General features: G+C 44.6%; 18 protein-coding genes. 7 read left to right on the forward strand and 11 right to left on the reverse strand.

Features of this window, described 5'->3' with window-relative positions; genetic code table 11:
• Nucleotides 1–42: 42 nt before the first annotated feature.
• The 3 genes from AC5O63_RS06560 to AC5O63_RS06570 all read right to left on the reverse strand — a co-directional run bounded on the left by AC5O63_RS06560 (nt 43) and on the right by AC5O63_RS06570 (nt 3,282).
• Nucleotides 43–1,479 carry a glyceraldehyde-3-phosphate dehydrogenase gene (locus AC5O63_RS06560; RefSeq protein ID WP_494504355.1) on the reverse strand — a complete coding sequence of 479 codons (1,437 nt, stop codon included), beginning with the start codon at nt 1,477–1,479 and terminating at the stop codon, nt 43–45.
• A gap of 329 nt (nt 1,480–1,808) precedes the next feature.
• Complete coding sequence (locus AC5O63_RS06565; RefSeq protein WP_494504356.1) at nt 1,809–2,885, reverse strand: sulfate ABC transporter permease; 1,077 nt, start codon at nt 2,883–2,885, stop codon at nt 1,809–1,811.
• The gene (locus AC5O63_RS06570; RefSeq protein ID WP_239851208.1) at nt 2,860–3,282 is read right to left on the reverse strand and encodes a hypothetical protein; all 423 of its coding nucleotides are present in this window, start codon (nt 3,280–3,282) and stop codon (nt 2,860–2,862) included. The genes AC5O63_RS06565 and AC5O63_RS06570 overlap by 26 nt, the downstream gene beginning before the upstream one ends.
• Nucleotides 3,283–3,446: 164 nt before the next feature.
• Between AC5O63_RS06570 and AC5O63_RS06575 the strand changes: the two genes are divergently transcribed.
• The gene (locus AC5O63_RS06575) at nt 3,447–6,083 is read left to right on the forward strand and encodes a hybrid sensor histidine kinase/response regulator (protein ID WP_494504357.1); all 2,637 of its coding nucleotides are present in this window, start codon (nt 3,447–3,449) and stop codon (nt 6,081–6,083) included.
• Here the strand turns inward: AC5O63_RS06575 and AC5O63_RS06580 are convergent.
• The 6 genes from AC5O63_RS06580 to AC5O63_RS06605 form a co-directional block, all read right to left on the reverse strand.
• The gene (locus AC5O63_RS06580; protein WP_272787498.1) at nt 6,080–6,541 is read right to left on the reverse strand and encodes a dCMP deaminase family protein; all 462 of its coding nucleotides are present in this window, start codon (nt 6,539–6,541) and stop codon (nt 6,080–6,082) included. The genes AC5O63_RS06575 and AC5O63_RS06580 overlap by 4 nt on opposite strands.
• An 899-nt stretch (nt 6,542–7,440) precedes the next feature.
• A complete protein-coding gene (locus AC5O63_RS06585; RefSeq protein ID WP_494504358.1) occupies nt 7,441–8,718 on the reverse strand; it encodes a cytosine deaminase in 1,278 nt (425 codons plus the stop codon).
• A gap of 9 nt (nt 8,719–8,727) precedes the next feature.
• Nucleotides 8,728–9,966 carry a cytosine permease gene (gene codB / locus AC5O63_RS06590; RefSeq protein WP_494504359.1) on the reverse strand — a complete coding sequence of 413 codons (1,239 nt, stop codon included), beginning with the start codon at nt 9,964–9,966 and terminating at the stop codon, nt 8,728–8,730.
• Nucleotides 9,967–10,762: 796 nt separating this feature from the next.
• Nucleotides 10,763–12,109: a magnesium transporter gene (locus AC5O63_RS06595; RefSeq protein ID WP_494504360.1), complete on the reverse strand. Its 1,347-nt coding sequence runs from the start codon at nt 12,107–12,109 to the stop codon at nt 10,763–10,765.
• A gap of 125 nt (nt 12,110–12,234) precedes the next feature.
• On the reverse strand, nt 12,235–13,458 hold the full coding sequence (locus tag AC5O63_RS06600; protein WP_494504361.1) for an HlyD family secretion protein: 1,224 nt from the start codon (nt 13,456–13,458) through the stop codon (nt 12,235–12,237).
• The gene (locus AC5O63_RS06605) at nt 13,458–13,781 is read right to left on the reverse strand and encodes an MFS transporter (protein WP_069668382.1); all 324 of its coding nucleotides are present in this window, start codon (nt 13,779–13,781) and stop codon (nt 13,458–13,460) included. Before AC5O63_RS06605 ends, AC5O63_RS06600 begins: the two co-directional genes overlap by 1 nt.
• 108 nt (nt 13,782–13,889) lie before the next feature.
• On the opposite strand from AC5O63_RS06605, the gene AC5O63_RS06610 reads away from it, so the two are divergent.
• Nucleotides 13,890–14,900 (forward strand): AraC family transcriptional regulator, encoded by a 1,011-nt coding sequence (locus AC5O63_RS06610; protein ID WP_494504362.1) that lies wholly within the window; start codon nt 13,890–13,892, stop codon nt 14,898–14,900.
• 8 nt (nt 14,901–14,908) lie between these two features.
• Here the strand turns inward: AC5O63_RS06610 and AC5O63_RS06615 are convergent, their stop codons facing one another.
• On the reverse strand, nt 14,909–15,574 hold the full coding sequence (locus AC5O63_RS06615) for a pyridoxamine 5'-phosphate oxidase family protein (RefSeq protein ID WP_494504363.1): 666 nt from the start codon (nt 15,572–15,574) through the stop codon (nt 14,909–14,911).
• Nucleotides 15,575–15,669: 95 nt separating this feature from the next.
• On the opposite strand from AC5O63_RS06615, the gene pdxR reads away from it, so the two are divergent.
• The 3 genes from pdxR (at nt 15,670) to AC5O63_RS06630 (ending at nt 18,835) form a co-directional block, all read left to right on the forward strand.
• Entirely contained in the window at nt 15,670–17,094 is a 1,425-nt protein-coding gene (gene pdxR / locus AC5O63_RS06620) for a MocR-like pyridoxine biosynthesis transcription factor PdxR (RefSeq protein WP_494504364.1), read from the forward strand.
• A gap of 40 nt (nt 17,095–17,134) precedes the next feature.
• Complete coding sequence (locus tag AC5O63_RS06625) at nt 17,135–17,893, forward strand: class II glutamine amidotransferase (protein ID WP_494504365.1); 759 nt, start codon at nt 17,135–17,137, stop codon at nt 17,891–17,893.
• A 195-nt stretch (nt 17,894–18,088) separates the two neighbouring features.
• Nucleotides 18,089–18,835, forward strand: coding sequence for a substrate-binding periplasmic protein (locus AC5O63_RS06630; protein ID WP_494504366.1), 747 nt, complete (start codon nt 18,089–18,091; stop codon nt 18,833–18,835).
• A 2-nt stretch (nt 18,836–18,837) separates the two neighbouring features.
• Here AC5O63_RS06630 and yjeH read toward each other — a convergent pair whose 3' ends face one another.
• The gene (yjeH, locus tag AC5O63_RS06635; protein ID WP_494504367.1) at nt 18,838–20,097 is read right to left on the reverse strand and encodes an L-methionine/branched-chain amino acid transporter; all 1,260 of its coding nucleotides are present in this window, start codon (nt 20,095–20,097) and stop codon (nt 18,838–18,840) included.
• 204 nt (nt 20,098–20,301) lie between these two features.
• Here yjeH and AC5O63_RS06640 point away from each other — a divergent pair, with 204 nt between their 5' ends.
• Nucleotides 20,302–20,748, forward strand: coding sequence for an Lrp/AsnC family transcriptional regulator (locus AC5O63_RS06640; RefSeq protein WP_171319946.1), 447 nt, complete (start codon nt 20,302–20,304; stop codon nt 20,746–20,748).
• 11 nt (nt 20,749–20,759) lie between these two features.
• Nucleotides 20,760–21,680, forward strand: coding sequence for a LysR family transcriptional regulator (locus AC5O63_RS06645; protein ID WP_494504583.1), 921 nt, complete (start codon nt 20,760–20,762; stop codon nt 21,678–21,680).
• Nucleotides 21,681–21,784 lie beyond the last annotated feature (104 nt).

Genomic DNA, 21,784 nt, shown 5'->3' on the forward strand with positions numbered 1-21,784 from the left:
GAGAAAGCTAAATCACTTACCCAGATTAATGAATCCCTGAGCTTATTTTGTTGGGTACGTTTTGTAACGAACGCCCATCATTTGTTCCATACAGTGAACAACCTGACAGCTGTAGCCAAACTCGTTGTCATACCAGATGTATAGCACGCAGCGGCTGTCTTGAGCGATAGTCGCAGCACCATCAACAACACCCGCAAAACGAGAACCCACTAGGTCAGTTGATACAATTTCAGTCGACTCTGTGTAATCAATTTGCGCAGACAGTTCAGACGTCAGTGCCATTTCACGTAGGTAGTCATTTAGCTCTTCTTTATCTGTGCCTTGTTTAAGGTTCAGATTAGCAATCGCCATTGATACGTTTGGCGTTGGTACACGGATAGCGTTACCTGTTAACTTGCCCGCTAGCTCTGGTAGGGCTTTGGCTACCGCTTTCGCCGCGCCAGTCTCGGTTAGAACCATGTTCAAAGACGCACTACGACCACGACGCTCACCTGAGTGGAAGTTATCGATCAGGTTTTGGTCATTAGTAAATGAGTGAACGGTTTCAATGTGGCCAGAAGTCACGCCGAACTTATCGTTAATCGCTTTAAGAACTGGGGTAATAGCATTTGTCGTACAGCTCGCCGCAGAAATAATGCTGTCTTCGGCTTTGATAACGTTGTCGTTAACACCGAATACCACGTTCTTGATGTCACCTTTACCTGGTGCAGTCAGCAGTACTTTTTCAGCGCCTTTACACTCTAGGTGTTGACCAAGACCTTCTGCATCACGCCATACACCTGTGTTGTCAACAACCAATGCATTGTTGATGCCGTAGCTAGTGTAGTCAACTTCTTCTGGTTTGTTCGCGTAGATAAACTGAATGTAGTTACCGTTAGCAATAATCGCCTTGCGCTCTTCATCAACGACGATACTACCGTTGAATTGACCATGAACTGAGTCGCGACGCAGCAGGCTAGCGCGTTTTTCTAAGTCACCTTTTTTGCCGCCACGTACAACAACAGCGCGTAGACGAAGTGGGTAACCAGGCCCCGACTTTTCTACAAGTAGACGAGTTAATAGGCGGCCGATGCGACCAAAACCATACAATACAACGTCACGCGGCTCAGAGACGGTTTCGCCATTCATTGCACCTAGAAGAGAGGTGTGAAGGAAGTCTTTTACACCATGAGAGTCATCGCGACCTTGCCAGAACTCATGGGCAAGCTGACCGATATCGATGCGACATGGAGAAAGTTCCATTTCAGCAAGTGCTTTGATTAGAGGAAGAGTTTGCTCTGGAGTAAGAGCAGTACCTGTATAGCGACGTGCTAAACGGTGAGTTTTAATGATGTCGATGGTCGCTGCATTAACCAGTGTTTTACCAAAGAGTAGAACTTCGACGCCTTTGTGACGGTAAAGTTGACCTAGAAGTGGAGAAATAGTTTCCGCAATCGTTTGGCTCGTTTGCCAATCTAAGAGGTGTTTCTCTGGACTCATTGTTTGTATGGACCTTTCACGTTTTTTGGGGACTGACTCTATTTCACCTGTAGGGGGAGTGAATAGAGGAAATGTATTAATTTTGTAATTTTTATGCGGCAGGATTGTAAGGCCTAATATCTTATTCTGCTAGTAAAATTAATTCAGGTTATTTTAGCTGTTATGGCACTTACCCTTGGCGGATTTCACTATAAATTGTAGGTAGTAGTGCCTATTGACATTTTTAAATAAGCAATCTTAATTTGTACTAAAAAATACTAGAAGCACATAATTTATGTAATACGGCATAAGAAAAACCTTTTCAATTAGATCTACATCACTCTATCTACTTAAAAGGTAAACGATAAACCAATGGAGAAGAGATCGACTTTGGTACTAAAAGGCTTAGTCGGATCTTGCGGTACGGTGAAGTGTCCACTGATCACGTTTTCTCTACCGTAGAAGCGTTGCCATTCGATTGACGTATTTAATTGGGGTGTCCAATCGTAGCGAAAACCGAACAAGTAGCTTTCAGTGTCCTTGGTCAATCGAGCTTGTCCGTATTGAATATAGGGTGTGATCTTACCTAGCTGGTAGTCAAAGCTTATGTACCAATCAGAGCTTAGCTCGTCAGCAAGCATGGTCTCTGCTTGTACATGCAGCTGACCAAAGTAATGACTTATACCCAAGGCATAAATATCAAGATTATAGAATCTAGGTGACGCTATCTGCCCCGTCATTGTGGCGTCTAGGTTGACGTAAGCAATACGGAGTAAATTGTCGTCATAGAAGAGTTCTGAACTCAAACCCAGCGCCCTTGAAATATCCAATGAAAAGGAAGAGCCGTACTGTTCGAAATGTTCCTCTCTCGGAATGGCGATATAGGGAGAAAAAACGATTTGATTGCCATTATCAAATTCGTGTAAGAAATCCGCGGCGATTCCTTCATAGTAAGTGAGTCCAAGATTGTTATCGTATACCTCAGGAGGTAAGCGCAAAGAAGGGTAGGCGCTAGAGACATAGTAGTACTCAGACATAATAAACATTGGGGTTCTTAAGCGCCCTATTTTAGCGCGAAACATCCCAGCATTGTATTCCACCAATGCTCTTTCCAATTCGGGTGAAGAAAAATGGTCTTCTGGTCTTTTGACGACTTGAACCGTTGAGCGCAATTTAGGTGTGATCTGCCAATCAGCTTGAATACCTAAGGTGGTATCACAGTCAAAGCACCAATCATCGCTAATGTTTCGCCCAGCAAGTATCGGCAGTGAATTATTACTTTTGGCGGCAGAAAAGGTCCCAAACCCACTTAGTTGAAAATCATCTGAAAGTGCAATTTGTGCATTGCTTACTGCGGGAAGCCATGACATGGAAACCATCGCCAAAAGCAAGTGAGTTCGTTTAATCCGAGAGCTGATAAATGACATAGGCGTCCTCAGGAAGCAGTTCTTCGGGAACATACGCAATGCCATTTGCGTTGTTCTCTAGCCAATGGAGAATGATTTCGAGAGACTCTTCCGGTACTTCCACAGGTGCGATGGCTTTACCAGAGAAGGAGAGCCGTGCCCATATAGCAGACATTTGAGTTGGAGACTTATTCAGTAGCTTACGGTAGAAGTCTTCACGACTCTCGGAATCACGGGGAAGATCAAGGAGACGAACAGGCGCGCCGTTTACGTGGGACATGCGACCTCGATAAAGTAGTTTTACCTGATTTGAGCGCAATGCCTTCATTTCTGGGTTAAGAGTAATCACAGCAAAACCAGAGGCGTTTGCTTGAATAGCTATCCCAAGTAGAAGTGTAGTGAGAACTAGCCTGATCAAAATATCCTTTCTTGTCGACGTTGTTACTAATGTAGCTTTCTGTTTTTGTTATATAAATAGTAGTCAGGCGGAAACCAACTGTGCAATTACTTACGCTTGTGGTTAATTGATCATCTAGACTTAAACCTTATACGCGCCAAAGTCGATTCAAGGAATGAGTCCGGATGTTACTGACTAATATGTCTATTAAAAGTAGACTATTTATTCTGTGTCTGATACCTACGCTCGCTATTCTTGCCTTCAGTGCCAATTTAGCTAGGGACTTTCAGAGCAGGCTACACAGTTATCAACTGGTGGGTGAGAAGAATGACAGCATAAGTTTACTGACGGAGTTTTCTCATCACCTATATGTTGCGTTTAATCGTCGATTGAATGGCCAAAGTGCCAATGCTGCGGTGACGAGAGCGCAACAAACTATGTCGATGATCGCGCAGACCGCTCATACCTCTGACCATGTCCACCATGGGATTCAAACGTCGAACCAAGCCAATAGCTATATTGAAGAGCTTCAATATCTATTGCCTGAACTCCTTACTTCGGATTCGGCTTCTACCATCGAGTTAGGTCAATTGATCTACACCATTTACCATGATCTGCTGGTCGAAATACATAGCCTTGAAAGCCACGAGGCTTCCCCCTCAATTCACAGCCTAGATATCGTGTTATCTGATCTAAGCTGGCTCTATTTTTGGATGGAAAGGGAGGCGTGGCTAACACAAGAAATTAAATGGTTGGACTGGCAGTACTCTGATTATGCTGAAGAGTACTTTCGGATTCGAGAAAGGCAGCAGTTGTACCTCGATAAATTTATCAACTTAGGTGCGAACTCGCATCAAGTGGAAGCTCTACTCGACATTTTCGCCAGTCGAGAGTTTCAACGGGGCTCTGTGGTGAAAGAGGCTTTTCTCAATCAAGCTGGGGCTGGCCTACCGCCATCGGAGTTCGTTGAGATTATTCACGCACGCAACAAAACCGTTGAGAGCCAGTTGATGGCTTTTTCAAGTACGTTAAGAACGGAACTGAATCAAAGTATCCGCAGTGCCAAACAAGGGCTGTGGCTAATTGCGATTGCAGGCTGCTCTGTGTTTATTGTGATGTTTGCGTGGGGAACAAGCACGATTTACCGGATCAACTCCAAGCTGGCCAAGATCATCAATGTTATGGGGCAGCTAAAGGAGAAAGATGGCGCTGAGCAGATCCCAATTGATGGTAAAGATGAGTTTTCTTCGTTTGCTAATCAACTTAACCATATTATCGAGCAACAAACAGAGTATGAGAGGAACTTAGTCACAGCGAAAGAGAGTGCTGAAGCGGCAAACAAAGCTAAGAGTATTTTTCTTGCCAACATGTCCCATGAAATACGTACGCCGCTCAATGGTATCATCGGCATGACAGAGATTCTTTCAGACAGTCACTTGACGGCAGCTCAGCGAGAAATCCTTGCCGATGTGGATACCTCTTCGCATGCGCTACTGTTACTCATTAATGACATATTGGATCTTTCTAAGATCGAATCGGGCAACTTAGTGTTGTCCGTTCGTAGTGTTGACCTCAGGGACATGGTGTATGAAACGGTGAACTTGGTCTGTGCTAATGCGCTTAAGCAACAGGTAGAGATACAGGTTGTCTATTCGCCAGCGCTGCCAACTTCAATTGATATCGATGATTTCCGCTTCAAACAAGTGGTGATGAACCTACTTAGCAATGCAATTAAGTTTACTCGTAATGGGGTGGTCACTATTGAACTGGGTACCCATTTAGGCGATCTACAGTGTCATGTGATCGATAATGGCATCGGTATTTCACAAGACAAGCTCAACGATATATTCAAACCTTTCACCCAGGAAGATGGCAGCATCACACGTAGATTTGGTGGAACAGGACTTGGTTTAGCGATTTGCCGTCAACTCGTAGAACTGATGGGAGGGAAGATAGAAGTTAGCTCGACAATCGGAGTTGGAAGCCGTTTTTCACTGACTATTCCGCTGAGTATCAGCGAGCAGCAGGAGATGGGGCTTGATCTATCCACTCGTGGAATTCTCATCGCCAATGATTCAAGGTACCAACATCTTATTATCGGAGAGAGCCTACGATTAGGTATCGATCTTATGGTTTTCAATACCGTTGAAGATATCTCTGCAATTGAAAACGAAGTTCCATTCATCCTGTACTGCACCAATCTTAACCGAAGTGCTCGGAAAGATGTGTCGAAAATCAGAAGCCTTTGTCCTACAGGTCAGATCATTGGCATGAACCATCATTTGTATGTGAAGCCTGAGTTAGATGTGTTGTTGGGAGCTTCGATCACTCTACCCTTATTGGGCCATAAATTTAGAACCATCTTAGAAGAGGTAACCAGTAAACATCAGCTTCAGGATAATCGTGATACTAATCCAGATGTAGATTTCCATCCCCTCGATGTAAAGAAAGTTTTAATCGTGGAAGATAACTTAATGAACCAAAAAATCGCCTCATTTTTTCTCAACAAAATCGGTATTGAATATGTGATTGCGAGTAATGGATTAGATGCCGTCAATGCGGTGAAAACGGAAGAAAAGTTCTGCGCCATTTTAATGGATTGCATGATGCCGATTATGGATGGTTTGACGGCAACACGAGAAATACGCCAATGGGAACGGGATAAAGGAAGAGAAAAAGTGCCAATAATCGCGCTAACGGCGAGTGTGTTGCCTGAAGAAATTCAAAGCTGTTTCGATGCAGGTATGGATGCTTATCTCCCTAAACCTTATAAATCGCAACAGCTTTTCGATACCTTTGAACGTTTAAAAGTGACGCTTTAATTCGCCTGTTCGATCGCTTTCAAGTCATCTAGCGGAAGCCAGTTAACCTTTACGCCCGCCTGTAAGAACATCTCTTGACTGACTTTGATCTTATCTCCCCAGCGAGATAAGAAATCGGGCGTTTGCTCTGGACAATGAACAGCAGAAATACCGGTTTGAATGATCTTTGCCGCACAGTTAGGGCAAGGAAAATGAGTCACCCAAATCTCACACCCATCCAGATCACGCTTTGCAAACAAGATAGCGTTTTCCTCGGCATGAAGTGTTTTCAGGTACTTCATTTCTCTATCATCGGTCATTGCACTGTCTGAAATGCCGTGAGGATAGCCATTAAAACCAACCGAAACGATGCGGTTTTGTTTTGTGATTACAGCGCCGACTTGAGTGGAGGGATCTTTACTCCAAGAGCCAACTAGTTCTGCCATTTGGTAAAAGCGTTGCGCCCATTTTGAAATCATTCAATCTTCCTCTAGGAGATGGTTAGCAAATAGACCGAGACTGGTGTAGTGCTAGAAAAATACATTATGTGATATGGATCTCCACATAATATCCTAGTTTAACGTCGTATAGTCCAGAAAAAACCGCTGGTAGGAGAAGTGAAGAGTAAAACAGTGGCAGATTAGTGGGAGTTTGGTCACCTTTTATTGATGGTGCTCGATGAGTTGAAGTCGGAAATAGTCCCGCATCTGTGTGCGAGATCTCTTACAAAGCCGTGAGCATTATGAGAAACGAACGCTGAGAAATTTGGATGCTTTGTCTTTAAGTATATGAAATTTATGGTTATGTATGTTTCTTAAACAGTCGGGAAGCTGCCGAAAAGCGAGAAATAGCGTTGTGAAAATAATGGTGAAGCCATAATCTTAAGTTGTCAGCAGGGAGCAGACACGGAACAGGAAAGACCCAAGGAACGGTCATCTTCAGGACGAAGATTCGATTATTCAGGATGAATAATTGGCATGGAAAGCGAAGGACATTGGCTGGACGCTAGTAACTAGGATGGTTACTCAAGGATAGACAATGGACGCTTAACGGACTAAGGCAATTTCTATCAGGATGATAGAGTCAGGGACACCGCTTAAGGATAAAGCGATGAGAGTTAGCGAGGATAGCTAACGGGCTGGATTGCCAAGGACACCGCTAGGATGGCGATGATAAGGAAAGTGCTGAAGGATTCAGCGTACTATCAAGGAATAGATGCAGGGAGCACCTATTAGTAGCCGGATCGCTGCGAGTAAGAATAGAACCCCACTAGGCGAGAGCTTAGTGGGGTTTTCTTTTATCTAGATAAAACATGACTCGTTCTAAAACAAAAAGGGAAGCAGCCGCTTCCCTTTATGCATTTCACACTAATCTGGTTTTAGCGTTTAAACGTTACTTCTTCTTGGCTACCAAGATGGATATGAGTCTTTGCCGGCTGTGTTTCAGCAATCACCTTACCGTTACGAACCGAGTAACGAACAGGTACTTGGCGACGTACTGCATCAAAGCCATTCTCTGCCGGTAGGATAAGTAAGCTACCTGGCTTGCCTTGCTCAATGCCGTGTTTGTCTTGGATGTTTAATGTGCGCGCTGAATTAGTGCTGATTAAGTCCAAACCATTGTTGATCTGATCGTAACCCATCACCTGTGTAACATGCAGACCCATATGCAGTACTTGTAACATGTTTGCTGTACCTAATGGGTACCAAGGGTCAAACACGTCGTCATGACCAAAGCAGACATTAATACCAGCGTTTAGCATCTCTTTCACACGAGTCACGCCACGGCGTTTCGGATAATCGTCAAAACGGCCTTGTAGGTGAATGTTCACTAACGGGTTAGCGACAAAGCTGATGCCTGACATCTTTAACAGTCGGAACAAGCGAGACGCATACGCGCCGTTGTATGACCCCATCGCAGTAGTGTGGCTCGCTGTCACTCGATCGCCCATTTCATATTTGTGTGCTAGGGCAGCCAGTGTCTCAACGAAGCGTGATTGCTCATCATCGATTTCGTCACAGTGAACATCGATTAGGCGATCGTACTTACGTGCCAGTTCGAACACATAGTGAAGTGACTCGACGCCGTACTCGCGAGTGAACTCAAAATGGGGAATCGCACCGATAACATCAGCGCCTAATTGTACCGCTTCTTCTAGCAGTTCTTTGCCATTTGGGTAAGAGAGAATACCTTCTTGGGGGAACGCGACAATTTGAATGTCGACCCACTCTTTCATCTCTTCTTTAACCTCAAGCATTGCTTTTAAGGCGATTAACGTTGGATCAGAAACGTCTACATGAGTACGAACATGTTGGATACCGTTAGCGATTTGCCACTTTAGGGTTTGTTTCGCGCGGCTTTTTACATCTTCAATTGAGAGGAGCTCTTTGCGCTCCGCCCAACGTTCGATACCTTCAAATAAGGTACCTGAGATATTCCAGCTAGGCTCACCTGCCGTTTGAGTGGTATCTAAGTGAATGTGCGGTTCACAGAAAGGCGCGACAGCTAAGCCGCCCTCGGCATCTAGAATATTACCGTCAAAAGCAAGGTCTGCATCGTTGTCGAGAATTTGCTTAAATTGACCGTCCTCAATAAGGATCTGTTTTAGACCTTGTTGATTGCGTAGTGTCGCGTTTTTGATCAATAGCGTTGTCATGATGCTTCCTTACGCTGTTTGTGCTTTCAGCGCGTGTTTGTTGAGAATTGGGTTTAGGATAGCGTAGCAAAGTGCTCCACCAAGTACAGCATTGAGCGGTACTACTCCAGGAATGAACTTGCCTGCGGCTACGCCGATTGCAACAGCGATAATGCCAGCCCAGTTAATGGTTTGGAACTGCGCGTTTGCAAAATCTTTGTAACGTTTACGGTTGATTAGGAAGTCTGCGATGATAACGCCACCAATCGGTGGAATGGCTGTCGAAAGAAACGTTAGCCAACCGACAAAGTTATTGTAAAGCCATAGCGCGAAGATGGTGCCAATGATGCCGTTCATAATTGACATAGTGGTACTAGAGCGACCAGTAATGTTAGAGAATCCAAGGCCAGAGGCATACAGCGCGTTCTCGTTAGTTGTCCAGATATTCAAGCCAAGCACAATGATAGCTGGTAGTAACAGGCCCTGAGCAATCATGACGTCAGAGATGTCCGCTTGACCAGTCGCTGCGGCACCTGCTGCGCCAAACATGAACATCAGCGAGTTACCAATAAAGAATGCCACCATAGTGACTAATACCGCGCTAGCCGGTTTTTTACCAAATCGAACGAAGTCAGCGGTCAGCGTACCTGCGCTAACAAATGAACCCACTACCATGGCAAGCGCAATAGAGAAGTCCATTGGCGTTTCAGGCTGAATGAGTTGTAGCTGTTCGAAACCACCTACGCTATCTACTGCCATAGAAACCGAGTAGCTACCAAGAATGGCAATCGCAGGTACGGCAATCGCTGACAAGACCATAAGGGCTTTAATGCCGAAGTAAACCGTAGCTGTCATCAGTAAACCTGATACAACAATCAATGTGTTGGTATCAATGCCCGTCGCTTTTTGTACTGGAATGGCAAACATCGCAACACCGACGCCAAACCAACCGACTTGAGTACCGCCTAATAGAGCAGAAGGAAGCCATGAGCCTTTAGTACCAAAAGAGAAGCGAGCAAGAAGGTGAGTAGAGAGACCAGTAGAAGCGCCAATGTAACCAAGAAAAGAGGTGTAGATACCGAGAATAAGGTTACCGATGAGAACAGCGAGGAAGAAATCATTAAAGGAGAGGCCAGTACCAAGAGAACCACCTGTCCACATACTTGCGGAGAAGAAAGTGAGCCCAAGCATTACCATGGTAAGTGAAGCGACTCCTTTCCTTGCCGTTTCCGGCACGGGTCCAAGACTGTAGTTATTGTCCGCAGCCATTTATAACCTCCGCAAATAGATTATCAATACAAATTGTAGGTAAAAATCAGTTAAACGGCGCGTATTATGGTGATATAAATCACAGAGTCAATGCTTTATTGATAACTAAATCGATTGCGTGAAAGTCTGTTTTGATAATAATCATAATAACCAATAGGTTATGATTTCTATGACTTTCAAAAAATATCAGCAAGAATGGATAGATAGGGGGTAAGTTGTTTAATTTACTTCAATAAATGACACTAATGGAATGTAGTTATTATAAATGACGTACTGTTTGGTGGTGGGGCTTGTTTAGAAGACGATCTGCTTGCTTTTTGTTCACCTCTTATAATTAAACGAGCCTTTTTTAATGTTAAGACTAGGTAAAGTGCAGATTTTTAAACTTTAACCTTGATATTGTGACCAAATGGTTATTTTATCAGTTCTCCAGTTCTCCAGTTCTCCAGTTCTCCAGTTCTCCAGTTCTCCAGTTCTCCAGTTCTCCAGTTCTCCAGTTCTCCAGTTCTCCAGTTCTCCAGTTCTCCAAAAACAAAAAGGCCAACCTCAAGAAGTGAGATTGGCCGCTATAAGTGTGAACAAAATGGGTTCACTAACAACGTCAGTTGGCTAGGTGACCCTCGGCTTAATTAAGGGTCGCTATTACTGTTGCACTATATGTGCCAACTTTAATAGCACCAAATTGCTCTGAAATTAATCGATTTTAGGACATTTCTGCCATTCAAATTGCATATTGAAATTGCAAAATGCGAATAACCACAATAATGCTAATGATATGATAATAACTTAACCAAAGTTATAACATCACTAAGCTCGCTGTTCCAAGGAAGGCAAAGAAGCCTACAACGTCCGTCACCGTCGTGAGAATGACCGATCCCGCAAGGGCAGGATCGAGCTTCAGTTTGTCGAGAATAATAGGGATAAGGACACCAAATAGAGCCGCGGTGATAATGTTGACCACAATAGCAAGTGCTATGGTTGCGCCAAGAATAGTTGATTGGAACCATAATCCTGCAAGACCGCCAATGATTAGCGCCCAAAGCAAGCCATTAATAGAGCCAATGCCAATTTCGTTTTTTAGTAGCGCCCAGCGGTTACCTGAAGTGATTTGATTAAGCGCCATGGCACGAATCATCAAGGTCAGAGTTTGACTACCTGCGATTCCTCCCATTGACGCAACTATTGGCATCAGCACTGCCAAAGCGACGACTTGTGCGATCACATCTTCAAACAGGCCGATAGTCACTGATGCCAGAATTGCCGTCATTAAATTAATACCAAGCCAGACGCCACGCTTTTGCGAACTCTTAAGCACAGGGGCGAATAGGTCATCCCCTTCATCCATACCGGTACCGGCCATTAAGCGGGTCTCGTAGATTTCCCTTTGAGTCGTGAGAGCAAAGTGCCAATCAACTTCTCCGACCAAAATTTGCTTGTCGTCGGTCACTGGCATCGCTGATAAAGAGGAGTGCTCCAAAGCTTCAATGCTCTCAGCCAGCGTTAGTTTTGCATTGAGTGTCAGTACATTTTCGATTGAAATGTTTTTGAGTCTTTCGTTCGGCTCGGCTCTAAGAAGGTCAATGTAACTAACTAAACCCCGAAACTGCTTACGCTTATTGATCAGGTAAATGTGCTGCGGAGCGTCGTAGCTGTATCGCTCCATTAGTATCTTCGCTTTCTCCACCGAAATATTGAAAGGTAAGGTCACGACTTTTCTTTCTGCCCAGCGCCCAAGTTCATCATCTTCATATTCATTAGCCTGATCATAAAGTTCTAGCTCATCTTTTTCGATCAGTTGCAGCGCTTCGTTAATGATCTCATCAGGTAGAGAGTCAGCCCACTCGATTAAAGAGAGGTTATCTAGCTTAGCTAAGATGAGTTTAAGTTCCGTTTCAGACAGCTCGTCAATGATTGAGTGACGTACTTCGGCACGCGCTTCTGTGAGTACCTCAATATGCAGCTCAAGCGGAAGTCCTCGCCATAGCGTAACCCTGTCATCGATAGGAAAGGCTTCAAGAATAAGTGCCACAGAGCCAGATTCTAATCCAGCTTCGATCAGATCATTAAGAATGGCAACTTGCTCACTTTCTTCTGCTTGTGCGATTTGTTCAATTAAAACGGAGAGGTCTTGAAACTGGCTCACTGAGCACCTCGTAAACTTTGTAATTTGCTTAACTGGTTATCAAAGTACTCTAAAGTGGCGGAAAAACAATACTTTGTTCAGGTGGAATAAACAAAAAGACCGCTATTGCTAGCGGTCTTAAGGTCTTAAATGGAATAGAAGAAGTAGAGCTGGGACTTCATACGAATGATGATGCCGCGAATCGCATCTAGGAATGCCATAAAACCAATCGGTTTATCGCCACTGATCCAAGCTAAGCCAACAGAGCCAACAGGAATGTCATAGCCATCAGTTTCTTCGATTTTCAACCTAACAAAGTGATGCTTGTTTTGAAGGTTTTGACCCGTCGTTGTTCGCACTGGTTGATCAAATCCAAGTAAGTTTCCTTGAGATTCTCCGGTTGCCTCCACAATGCCTTCAACCTGAGCTGAGAAGATCTTGCCCGGATAAACAGAAGAAGCAAACTCAGCCGCATGGCCCGGTTTAACGTTTCTAATGGCCTGATGATTCACACGCATAAGCACATATTTCTCATCGGTATACATTTGAAGTCTTGGCATCATAGAGACACGCTGCCCTTCACGAAGTATAAAGTTAGTAACGAAACCGTCAGCCGGAGCGTATACCTTGGTGCTGTCTAAGTCCCATTGTGCTTTAGCGAGCTTCTCACGAGCCGTCTTCCAATCGGCTTGTTTACTTTTTACGGTCAACTTGGCCTTAGTTATCGCGAGTTTAGCTTTATCGGCATCCACTATTTTGGTACTTAGTTCAGACTCAATGGTTGAAATATTGTGCTGTGCCTTCTCGACGGTTGTTTCTTGTTTGTCGATATCACTCGCTGTGATGGTATTTTCCACGACACGGTTTTGCTCTTGATAACGCTTAAGCATTTTAACTTGCAGTTTGTGATCGACTTTGGCTGCTGCTAAACGGCTTTCTGTGGTCTTCACCTCTTGTTGCATAGATTGATACGTTGCTCGAGCAATCGCGATATCTTCTTTTGCTACTTGGTAAGCCACGTCTGCTGATTCTTCTGCAACTTGCGCTTGATTTAGCGAAATTTGGTATTGGGTAGGATCGATTTCATATATGAGTTGACCTTTTGAAACTTGTTGGTTTGGCTCAATATAGATTTTGTCCACTTTACCCGTGACATTTGGCGAGTCAGGACGCAGCTGTATGTGCGGTGATTGAACCACGGACCCACCAGAGAGATCCATTGGAGTAAAGTTGATCAGACCAACCCAAACAAACATCAACCAAGAGGCGCCACCTAGATAAGCGAATGATTTAGTCGCTTTGTTCCAAGGCATACCAACAAGGCGAAGCAAATAAATAAACAATGCCCAGACGGCTAAACCTTCTAACATTACGCTTCTCCTTCAGTGTTGTTACTTTTCGGGGCATGACGCCAGGTATCGCGCAGGTTGATGATGGCTTTTTCCATATCAACGAAGGCGAGAATAACGGCGACAACCCAAACCCAGTGCCAGATAAAACCAATCCATGTGAGTGCCGTTATCAATCCGATTTGATGATGATCTTTGCTATGGGCTTTGTTGATTGGCAGTTCGTGGAATTTCCAAAATCCAAATAATGCAGCGCCAACGGTGGCAACAAGAACAACCGTTGCGACAACGTGCAAAATTGTATCGGCATTTGTTCCGACGAACGGGACACTTAGTAAACTCATTCAAGGCTCCAAAGTAATAACAGAGCTTGATTGTGATCTAGAATTGAAAAAGTCGATGGGTTGTGACAGATTAAATCACATGACGCAAGATATTGAGTTGATCTGTAAATGGATAAAGTGAGATTTATGCGAGCCATAGGTATTTACAACATGCACCTAGAAGCTCACAAGCGTTATAATTTGAAGGAAGGCTCCCTTGGGATACCGGATGAGGTTTTTCACAATCCGATGACGCTAATCCCCCTTTCGGAAGTAAATCAGTGGTTTGCCAAACTTGAACACAAGACGGGTAATCCGGATATTGTGCTTGAACTAATGCAAGACAATGACATTGCGAGAATAGGTGCCATCAGTCACTGGTTATTGTCAGGTTTTGACTTTGCTTCGACGATACGGCGTATGAACTATGGCCTTAATAGTTTACAAAATGGTGCGTTTTTATCGGCTGCTTTAAGTGGATCCATCATTAAGTGGACATACCGAAACCCACATGTCAGTCCTCAAGTCAAAGTCCACGATAGCGTTCGCATGGCAGTCGCGTTAGTCAAAGTGATGAGGCTCTATCTTGGCTCTAATTACTCCCCTTTAAGAGTACGTTTATCAGGGACTCGCAAGAACATAGAGAAGTATCGAGCGTTCTTTGGGTGTGACATTGACTGGAGCCATTCAAGTACTGAGATTTGGTTTCACTCCGAGGTTCGTTTAGCCACGAAGCAACAGTCCAGTATCCGTAAGGGGCGACTCGCGATGAATTTCTCTGATTTGGATGAGCTGCTCAATATGCCGGATCCAGAAGATGAAGTTAAAGTGATTTATGAAGTACTTAACTACAGTCGTTTTCATGGTTTACCGACACTTGAGCACGTCAGCGGCTTATTGGGTATGTCGACACAGCAGTTTCAGCGAGCACTGCGTAAGCTTGGAATGAACTTCTCGACCGTGTGCGGATATGTGCTGAGTAACATTGCCGTCTCAATGTTGACCAAAGGTGTCGCTATTGATGAGATCGCGCGTCGGCTTGGCTATCAGAACACTGCAAGCTTCAATCGAATGTTTAAGAAAAATAGAGGACTAACGCCCATCCAATATGTTCAACATTACTGCTTAGATGAGCGTTAAGTATGATGTTACCTGCCTTGTTGGTCGTGCCAGCGTGAGCCATAGGCTTGGCTGTAGTCTGGTGTTTGGCTGTGTTTGGAATCTGGCATTGCCTTCAAAGGGCCCACAACGGTTCGATATGGTAGGAAGCCAGCAAAAGCGGTTAGGTCCATATCGCCTAGGTCATCATTGACCTCTCCTTTGCTGACTTTTACCGACGCTTCGGTTAGAGGGATGGCGAGCAACATAGTGCTGTTTAGCTCTCGTTCGCTGCTGAGCCTGACGTCATTGGTTCTCCCGGGTGCGATTTGCTCAACAAATTGATTCAGTAATCGGTCTTTCTCGTGCTTATCTTCTATCGCGGTGAAATGACCAAGTACAACCGCACTTCGATAGTGGGCGCTATGATGGAATGCGCTTCTTGCTAAAACCCAACCATCGAACAAGGTGAATGTTAAACAGGTATTGACCCCACCTTTTAAATTGCGCATCAGCCGACTGTTGTTTGCTCCGTGAATATAGACGGTATCTTCTACGCGCCATGCCAACATCGGGATGACATAGGGTTGCTCACTGTCTGAGATGGCGATGTGTGCCACTAACGATTCGTCAATAATGTTGTATAACGCTTGTTGCTCGGTAACGGCTTTATGAGCCCCTTTCTTAAGTTCAGTTCTTTTGGTTGCTGATAACATTGCCTTGCCTCCTGCAAATATTTGATTTACAGAAAATGTATCTTTAAATTGGTACTAAATTTAGAGCCACTTCTAATTGATGGATGGATCCACTTATGGCGTTAATCGATATTGGCGATCTTCATTTAAGTAATGAGAGTCGTACTAAGCAAGATGCGTTGTTTAACGCAGTCAGGGATAAAATCGTTGGGCAGTTATGGGGAAAGGGGCTCAAGCTTCCTTCGACACGTAAATTGGCCGAGGAGCTTAACCTGAGCCGGAATACGGTGATCCATGCGTATGAACAGTTGCATGCTGAAGGTTATTTGGAGAGCCGAGTTGGATCTGGCTACTTTGTTGCGCTTGAACTGCCAGACCAGTTCGTGACAACGGCTTATCAGCCCATTAAGCCAAGCCCCCCGGTTATAGCTGCTGATTACAGTCGTGCTTTTTCGCCCGGAGTACCGGATCTCGGTGAGTTTCCAATCCAGAAATGGCAAAGATTATTATCTCGCCATATTAGTCGTGTATGCCTACTGGGAGGTCAAGATGTTCAAGGTGACGGCAGTTTGCGAGAAGCGCTTGCAAGCTACTTGGCGACGAGCCGTTCTGTGGTCTGCGATCCAGATAGCGTAGTTATTACGTCGGGAGCACAGCAAGCCCTAACCATAGCTGCTTTGCTGACTACGAAAGAGAAAAAGGGCATCTTGATGGAGCAGCCTGGTTATGCGCAGATGGCTAAAGTTCTCAACTTGCTTAATTGTGATTGGAGCCCTGCGGTCGTTGTACCTAAATCGGGGTTGGATTTGAACTTAGTTGAGGGCAGTTATAGCAAGGTGATTTACGTCACCCCAAGTAACCAATATCCGCTTGGCACGACCTTAGATATCAATCAGCGCTTAAGGCTAATTGAATGGGCGAAAAACCGTAATGGCTGGATCATTGAGGATGATTACGACAGTGAATTTCAGTTTGCTCACCGCCCATATCCAAGTCTGCAAGGCTTAGCAGCTAAAACAGGGCATGATCAACACGTTATCTACGTAGGTTCCCTTAGTAAAGTAATGTTCAATGGCCTTCGCTTAGGTTATCTGGTGTTGCCCAAATCTATGGTTGAACAAGCCCTAAGCATAAAAGATGCGTTAAGTGGTGACTCTCCGAGCCACACTCAAGCTGCTCTTGCGGATTTTATTGCCGAAGGTGACCTAATTCGTCATATTCGAAAGATGCGTCGTTTGTACAAACAAAAACATCAAATGATGCTGACGATGATAGAACGATACTTCCAAGGGAATTTGGAGGTGATCAGTCAAGCGGCAGGGCTGCATGTTACGGTGAGGTGGCGCGGGTATATTGCGGAACAAGATTGGTCAGCACGTGCGAACGATCGTGGCATAGTGATTCGCCCCTTTTCTTATTACGAACAGCATGATGGTGGAGTGAAACGTGATTGGTCTGGCGCTGTCTTGGGCTTCGGTAATGTTGCTCTAGATGAAATCGAGCCAAATATTCGCATCCTTGCCGAAATCTTCAATTCATGATGTTATTGATTAAGGATAATTAGAGGGAGAAAGGATTCTTATGTGTCGATGGTTAGCCTATCAAGGAGAGTCAATTTATCTCGATGAGTTGGTTTATGAACCGGAACACTCATTGGTTCATCAGAGCTTAGAGGCACGCAAGGCGGTCACAAGAGTGAATGCTGACGGCTTTGGGCTGGGTTGGTACACAGAGCGAGATACGCCAGGGCAATTTCACGAAGTGCTTCCTGCATGGGGAGATGAAAACCTTCGCTCTCTCACTCATCATATTCGTTCTCATCGATTTATGGCGCATGTGCGTTCATCAACGGGGACACAAGTCTCTCGGTCAAATTGCCACCCTTTTATCAGTGAAAACTGGATGTTTCTCCACAATGGCCAAATTGGTGGTTTTGAGCAGGTTAAGTTTGAATTGGAACGCCAGTTATGTGAAGCGCTGTTTTTGAAACGTATGGGGACGACAGATAGCGAACTTATCTTTCTGCTTATGTTACAAAATGGCTTAAAGCAGAATCCTGTCGAAGCGATTAGAAACACTTTATCAATGATCTGTCACTTGATGGCTGACAAGCAGATTGAGGAGCCGCTAAAAGCCTCGATTTGTATTTCGGATGGCAATCAGTTTTGGGCTGTGCGTTATAGCTCAGATCAAGAAGCGCCAACGGTTTTTATCAAACAAGATGGAGCGAATGTTGTTTTGGCTTCTGAGCCGTTAGAAAAAAGCCCTGAATGGAAAAAAGTGAGCCCTCAGACCATTCTAAATATCTGCTCAGACAAAGTGGATTCATACGCTATTTAAGCTGCTCTCGGTTTCCAGTTTCTACCCTATTAATCTGACAGTCGAGAGAAGCATTGAATAGCCTCTCGAACTCTCGTCGTATCTGCCCTGAGCGAATAGTTAGCAGACCAAATTTTCATGCTCTACTATTGAAAGAGTAGATAGCTAATCAGTGAGAACAGTTGGTTAGGTGTTTGGTCTGGCGGGAGACAGTTTATGGTTCGAAGGTTATGGGTTTTGTCTTTGTGTTTGCTAAGCTTTTTTTCCTACGGGAAAGAGACGCTGAGAATTGTTTATTATGACTCCTTCCCGCCATATTCTTATATCAATGCAGCCGGCGAGATGGAGGGGATACTGGTAGACATAGCAAGAGAAGTGCTGGAAAAACAGATGAATCTTAATGTGTCACACGAAGGCTACCCATGGAGTCGTGCGCAAAGGATGGTGTTCAACGGTCAGGCCGATGCGTTTATCACAGTACCGACGCCAGAGCGGCTGAACTACGTCAATGTTGCAAAAGAGCCTGTATTCACCGCGCCAATCAACCTATTTACCTACAAAAATCATGCGCATCTGAATAAGCTAGAGCAAGTGTCTAGCATAGAAGATTTGAAGGAATTCGTGATTCTGGATTATGTCGGAAATGGCTGGGGAAACGAAAATTTCCCCCAAGACTCTTACACTAGGATTATCGAGTCTGATCTCTCTGTCGCATTACAAATGCTTGCCAAGAAAAAAGGAGATGTCGTAGCCGTTGATAAAGTCGTGGCTGAATTTCTCTTATCTAAGCATGATCGACGCAACTTAATCACTGAGCTTCCCGTGACTTTAACAGTTGCACCTTTTGCGCTGTGTATTTCCAAAACATCTCAGTTCGTCATTATACTTGAGGAGTTTTCCGAGCAAGTGCTGGCTTTTCGTCAACAAGGTGGAGAACGAGAAATACTGGCCAAGTATAAGTAGGGTCATATGTTATTTGAACCGTTCGCCATGCGTGATTTCTTCCATGGCAGACTAAGTAGCGCGAAGACGGTAACAGCGTAGAGCATCGACCAACCAAGGCACACAAACACAACCGTGCAGAGAAGCAAAGAAACCGCAGCAAGGTATCGGCTCAATCCTGTGAGTAGCTTGTAGGCAGCAAGCATCGCTAGAAGGTAGACCAGAACAAATATGCCATTGGCGAGCTTGAGAAAGAACTCCAAATCCAAACCTGACAACTCACCCGCAACACAAGAAACCAGAGCCACACCGCCAACAACAAAGGTCGCATTTGCGGGGACACCTTTAATCGATAGTCTAGCGAGCGCGCTATTTGGGCTGTATTCCTTAGCCTGTGCCCATACCATGCGAGATAAGCTTTGAGTGTAGAGATTGACACTAGCAAAGCATGCCCCAAAACCCACGATACTGATTAAGGCTTTGAACTCTGGGCCAAACAGATTTTCAGAGATCCAAGGAATCGATGTGCTATCGAACATAGGCGAACCGTAAGCCCCCATCTTTAATACGATGATTGAACATATCCAGTAAGTCGCCCCTGCGATAAAACAGCCAATCACAATCGCAATAGGGAAGTCTCTTTGAGGGTTCTTAAACTCTTCTCCCATATGGGCGAACGCTTCTATCCCAACAAAACACCAAAACATGACACCTAATGCTAACCCGACAGACCACAGGCTATCACCACTAAGAGGTGGCCAAATTAAATCCTGAGAGCTAAAGCCGCCTTTCCACCAGAAAGCTGCGATCAGAGCAAAAATAGACAAGGCAATAATGGTTTGTAACCTGCCTGAAGATTTGGCGCCAGCGAGATTCACTCCGACAAGCAAAGCCACAGTCAGCACCTGGGCAAACAGAGGAGAGTTGATGCTTTCAGGCATTAGCTGCTGCAAAAATCCAGCCGCTAACGCAATGGCAGCAGGTACACCGACCGGAACGACACTAAGAAACAGCCATGCGACGCTTTTCTCAAGTTTAGAGTTAAATGCCTTACGGACAAAGTAAGCGGTACCACCAGCACTCGGGTAATGTTTACCAAGTTGGGCGAAAGTAAGCGCAATAGGGCAAATAGCAATAAACAAAATTAACCATGCCCAAAGGGACGCTTGCCCTGCTATACCTGCGGCTATTGCTGGCACCATAAACAGCCCTGTCCCTAACAGCGTTGTCGATAATTGGCCGATGCCAGATAGCAATGTTATCTCTTTTTTCAGCTCACTCATTATGCTCTCCCTGCATCGTGTTCAGTTTTAAAACAAGGTTATCTCAAGCGGCTTAGGTATGCATTAGTCAATTCGTCACCGATAGCGGTCACATTGTCTGTTTGTGGTTTTAGAACTGTCAATTTGACTGCTTTCATCTCTAGCAATTTTGTGTCACATTGCAATCAACCAACAGGATAAGTTGGCGTAATTGGGAAGTAAAATATGGATAAATTTGATCGGCAAATCATAGACATTCTAAAACTTAACGCTCGGGAGAGTGTGAGTGATATTGCTAGAAAGGTGAATCTGTCACGCACGGCAGTAACGGCAAGAATTCAAAAGCTCGAACATGAAAAAGTGATTCTTGGCTATCATGCTGATGTGGCGAAAACTGAGAGCAAAGAACTAATAAAAGCCTATCTTGCCCTTAAGTTTGATATGTCGAGCTCGACTCAGTACTGCGAAACCTATGCCGATCTGATTTATCAGATTGATGGCGTAAAATGGTGTCATGCGATTAGCGGAGAAACTGACATGATGCTGTACGTCGAAGTTGATTCAATGACTCGGCTGAATGCCATTCGGGACGAATTGCAAAAGATTCCAGAGTTGCGTCATCTGATGACTCACACTGTACTTAATGAATTCTTTAATACGCTAAACACATAGCGCTCAAAATGATGCTAAACAATCTAAACCTTAATTTGTTGCGCTCTTTGCATGTTTTGCTCGAAGAGTGCCATGTTAGTCGAGCGGCAGAGCGTCTGCATGTCACTCAGTCTGCTATGAGCAGGCAGCTTTCACAGTTACGAGAAATATGTGGTGATCCATTATTGGTTAGAGATGGGAACCAACTAATACCTACGCCCCGCGCTCTTGAGATGAAAGACAAACTGTGCGAGCTACTTGGTGAGTTTGATGCCTTGCTTGCCGATAAGCCATTTGACCCTCAAGTTTGGCAGCAAGAGTTTGTGCTATCTTCCAGTGATTATGTTGCTCAATACATAGTACCTGATGTGGTTTCTGTGGTTGTCGAGCAAGCGCCAAAAGTCAATATTGCCTATCGATTATGGCAGCCCGACTTTCTAACCCAGTTTGAAGCAACGGGCATTCACTTGGCTTCAACCATGTTGGCAGAAAAACCAGAAAACCTAAGTAGTGTAAAAATAGGGCAAGACAAGTCCGTCTGTTTGATGAGTGCTACGCATCCTCTTAGTGCAGCAACGAGTATGTCTTGTGAAGAGTTAGTCTCTTATCCTCATTTGAAAGTAACGGGGGGAGGAGACAAAGACTCCAATGCAGATATTGCTCTGAATAAGCTCGGGTTTCGTCGCCGGATTGCGCTCAAGGTGCCGTTCTTCTCAGCAGCGGTTAATGCATTACGCAGTAGTGATTATCTTATGGTTGTGCCAGAACACATTGCGCGAAATTTAGCCAAAGAAGCCCGGCTCGTATACAAGCCTTTGCCTTTTGACACTGAAGCTCATCTCTATTGGCTAATGTGGCACCCGAAATACGATCAGGATAAGGCGCATCAATGGATGCGAGAAAAAGTTCTTCATGCGATGCAAACTTCGCCATACTCCATCGGTATGATTTGAAATCATGATTGTCATGATTAACTTTGATTTCAATTCATTAGTTGCATGCTTTAACGTGGCTGTTATTCAGTAATAATGAAACATATGATTTAAAGGATTCTGGT

Source organism: Vibrio sp. SCP2 (genome assembly GCF_059295395.1).

Bases quoted from the DNA above. Each gene is read 5' to 3' on its own strand.
- AC5O63_RS06585 (WP_494504358.1), bottom strand. From the start codon at position 8,718: ATGACAACGCTATTGATCAAAAACGCGACACTACGCAATCAACAAGGT.
- codB (WP_494504359.1), bottom strand. From the start codon at position 9,966: ATGGCTGCGGACAATAACTACAGTCTTGGACCCGTGCCGGAAACGGCA.
- AC5O63_RS06625 (WP_494504365.1), top strand. From the start codon at position 17,135: ATGTGTCGATGGTTAGCCTATCAAGGAGAGTCAATTTATCTCGATGAG.
- pdxR (WP_494504364.1), top strand. From the start codon at position 15,670: ATGGCGTTAATCGATATTGGCGATCTTCATTTAAGTAATGAGAGTCGT.
- AC5O63_RS06640 (WP_171319946.1), top strand. From the start codon at position 20,302: ATGGATAAATTTGATCGGCAAATCATAGACATTCTAAAACTTAACGCT.
- AC5O63_RS06610 (WP_494504362.1), top strand. From the start codon at position 13,890: ATGGATAAAGTGAGATTTATGCGAGCCATAGGTATTTACAACATGCAC.
- AC5O63_RS06560 (WP_494504355.1), bottom strand. From the start codon at position 1,479: ATGAGTCCAGAGAAACACCTCTTAGATTGGCAAACGAGCCAAACGATT.
- AC5O63_RS06580 (WP_272787498.1), bottom strand. From the start codon at position 6,541: ATGATTTCAAAATGGGCGCAACGCTTTTACCAAATGGCAGAACTAGTT.
- AC5O63_RS06645 (WP_494504583.1), top strand. From the start codon at position 20,760: ATGCTAAACAATCTAAACCTTAATTTGTTGCGCTCTTTGCATGTTTTG.
- AC5O63_RS06575 (WP_494504357.1), top strand. From the start codon at position 3,447: ATGTTACTGACTAATATGTCTATTAAAAGTAGACTATTTATTCTGTGT.
- AC5O63_RS06600 (WP_494504361.1), bottom strand. From the start codon at position 13,458: ATGTTAGAAGGTTTAGCCGTCTGGGCATTGTTTATTTATTTGCTTCGC.
- AC5O63_RS06565 (WP_494504356.1), bottom strand. From the start codon at position 2,885: ATGTCATTTATCAGCTCTCGGATTAAACGAACTCACTTGCTTTTGGCG.
- AC5O63_RS06630 (WP_494504366.1), top strand. From the start codon at position 18,089: ATGGTTCGAAGGTTATGGGTTTTGTCTTTGTGTTTGCTAAGCTTTTTT.
- AC5O63_RS06615 (WP_494504363.1), bottom strand. From the start codon at position 15,574: ATGTTATCAGCAACCAAAAGAACTGAACTTAAGAAAGGGGCTCATAAA.
- AC5O63_RS06605 (WP_069668382.1), bottom strand. From the start codon at position 13,781: ATGAGTTTACTAAGTGTCCCGTTCGTCGGAACAAATGCCGATACAATT.
- yjeH (WP_494504367.1), bottom strand. From the start codon at position 20,097: ATGAGTGAGCTGAAAAAAGAGATAACATTGCTATCTGGCATCGGCCAA.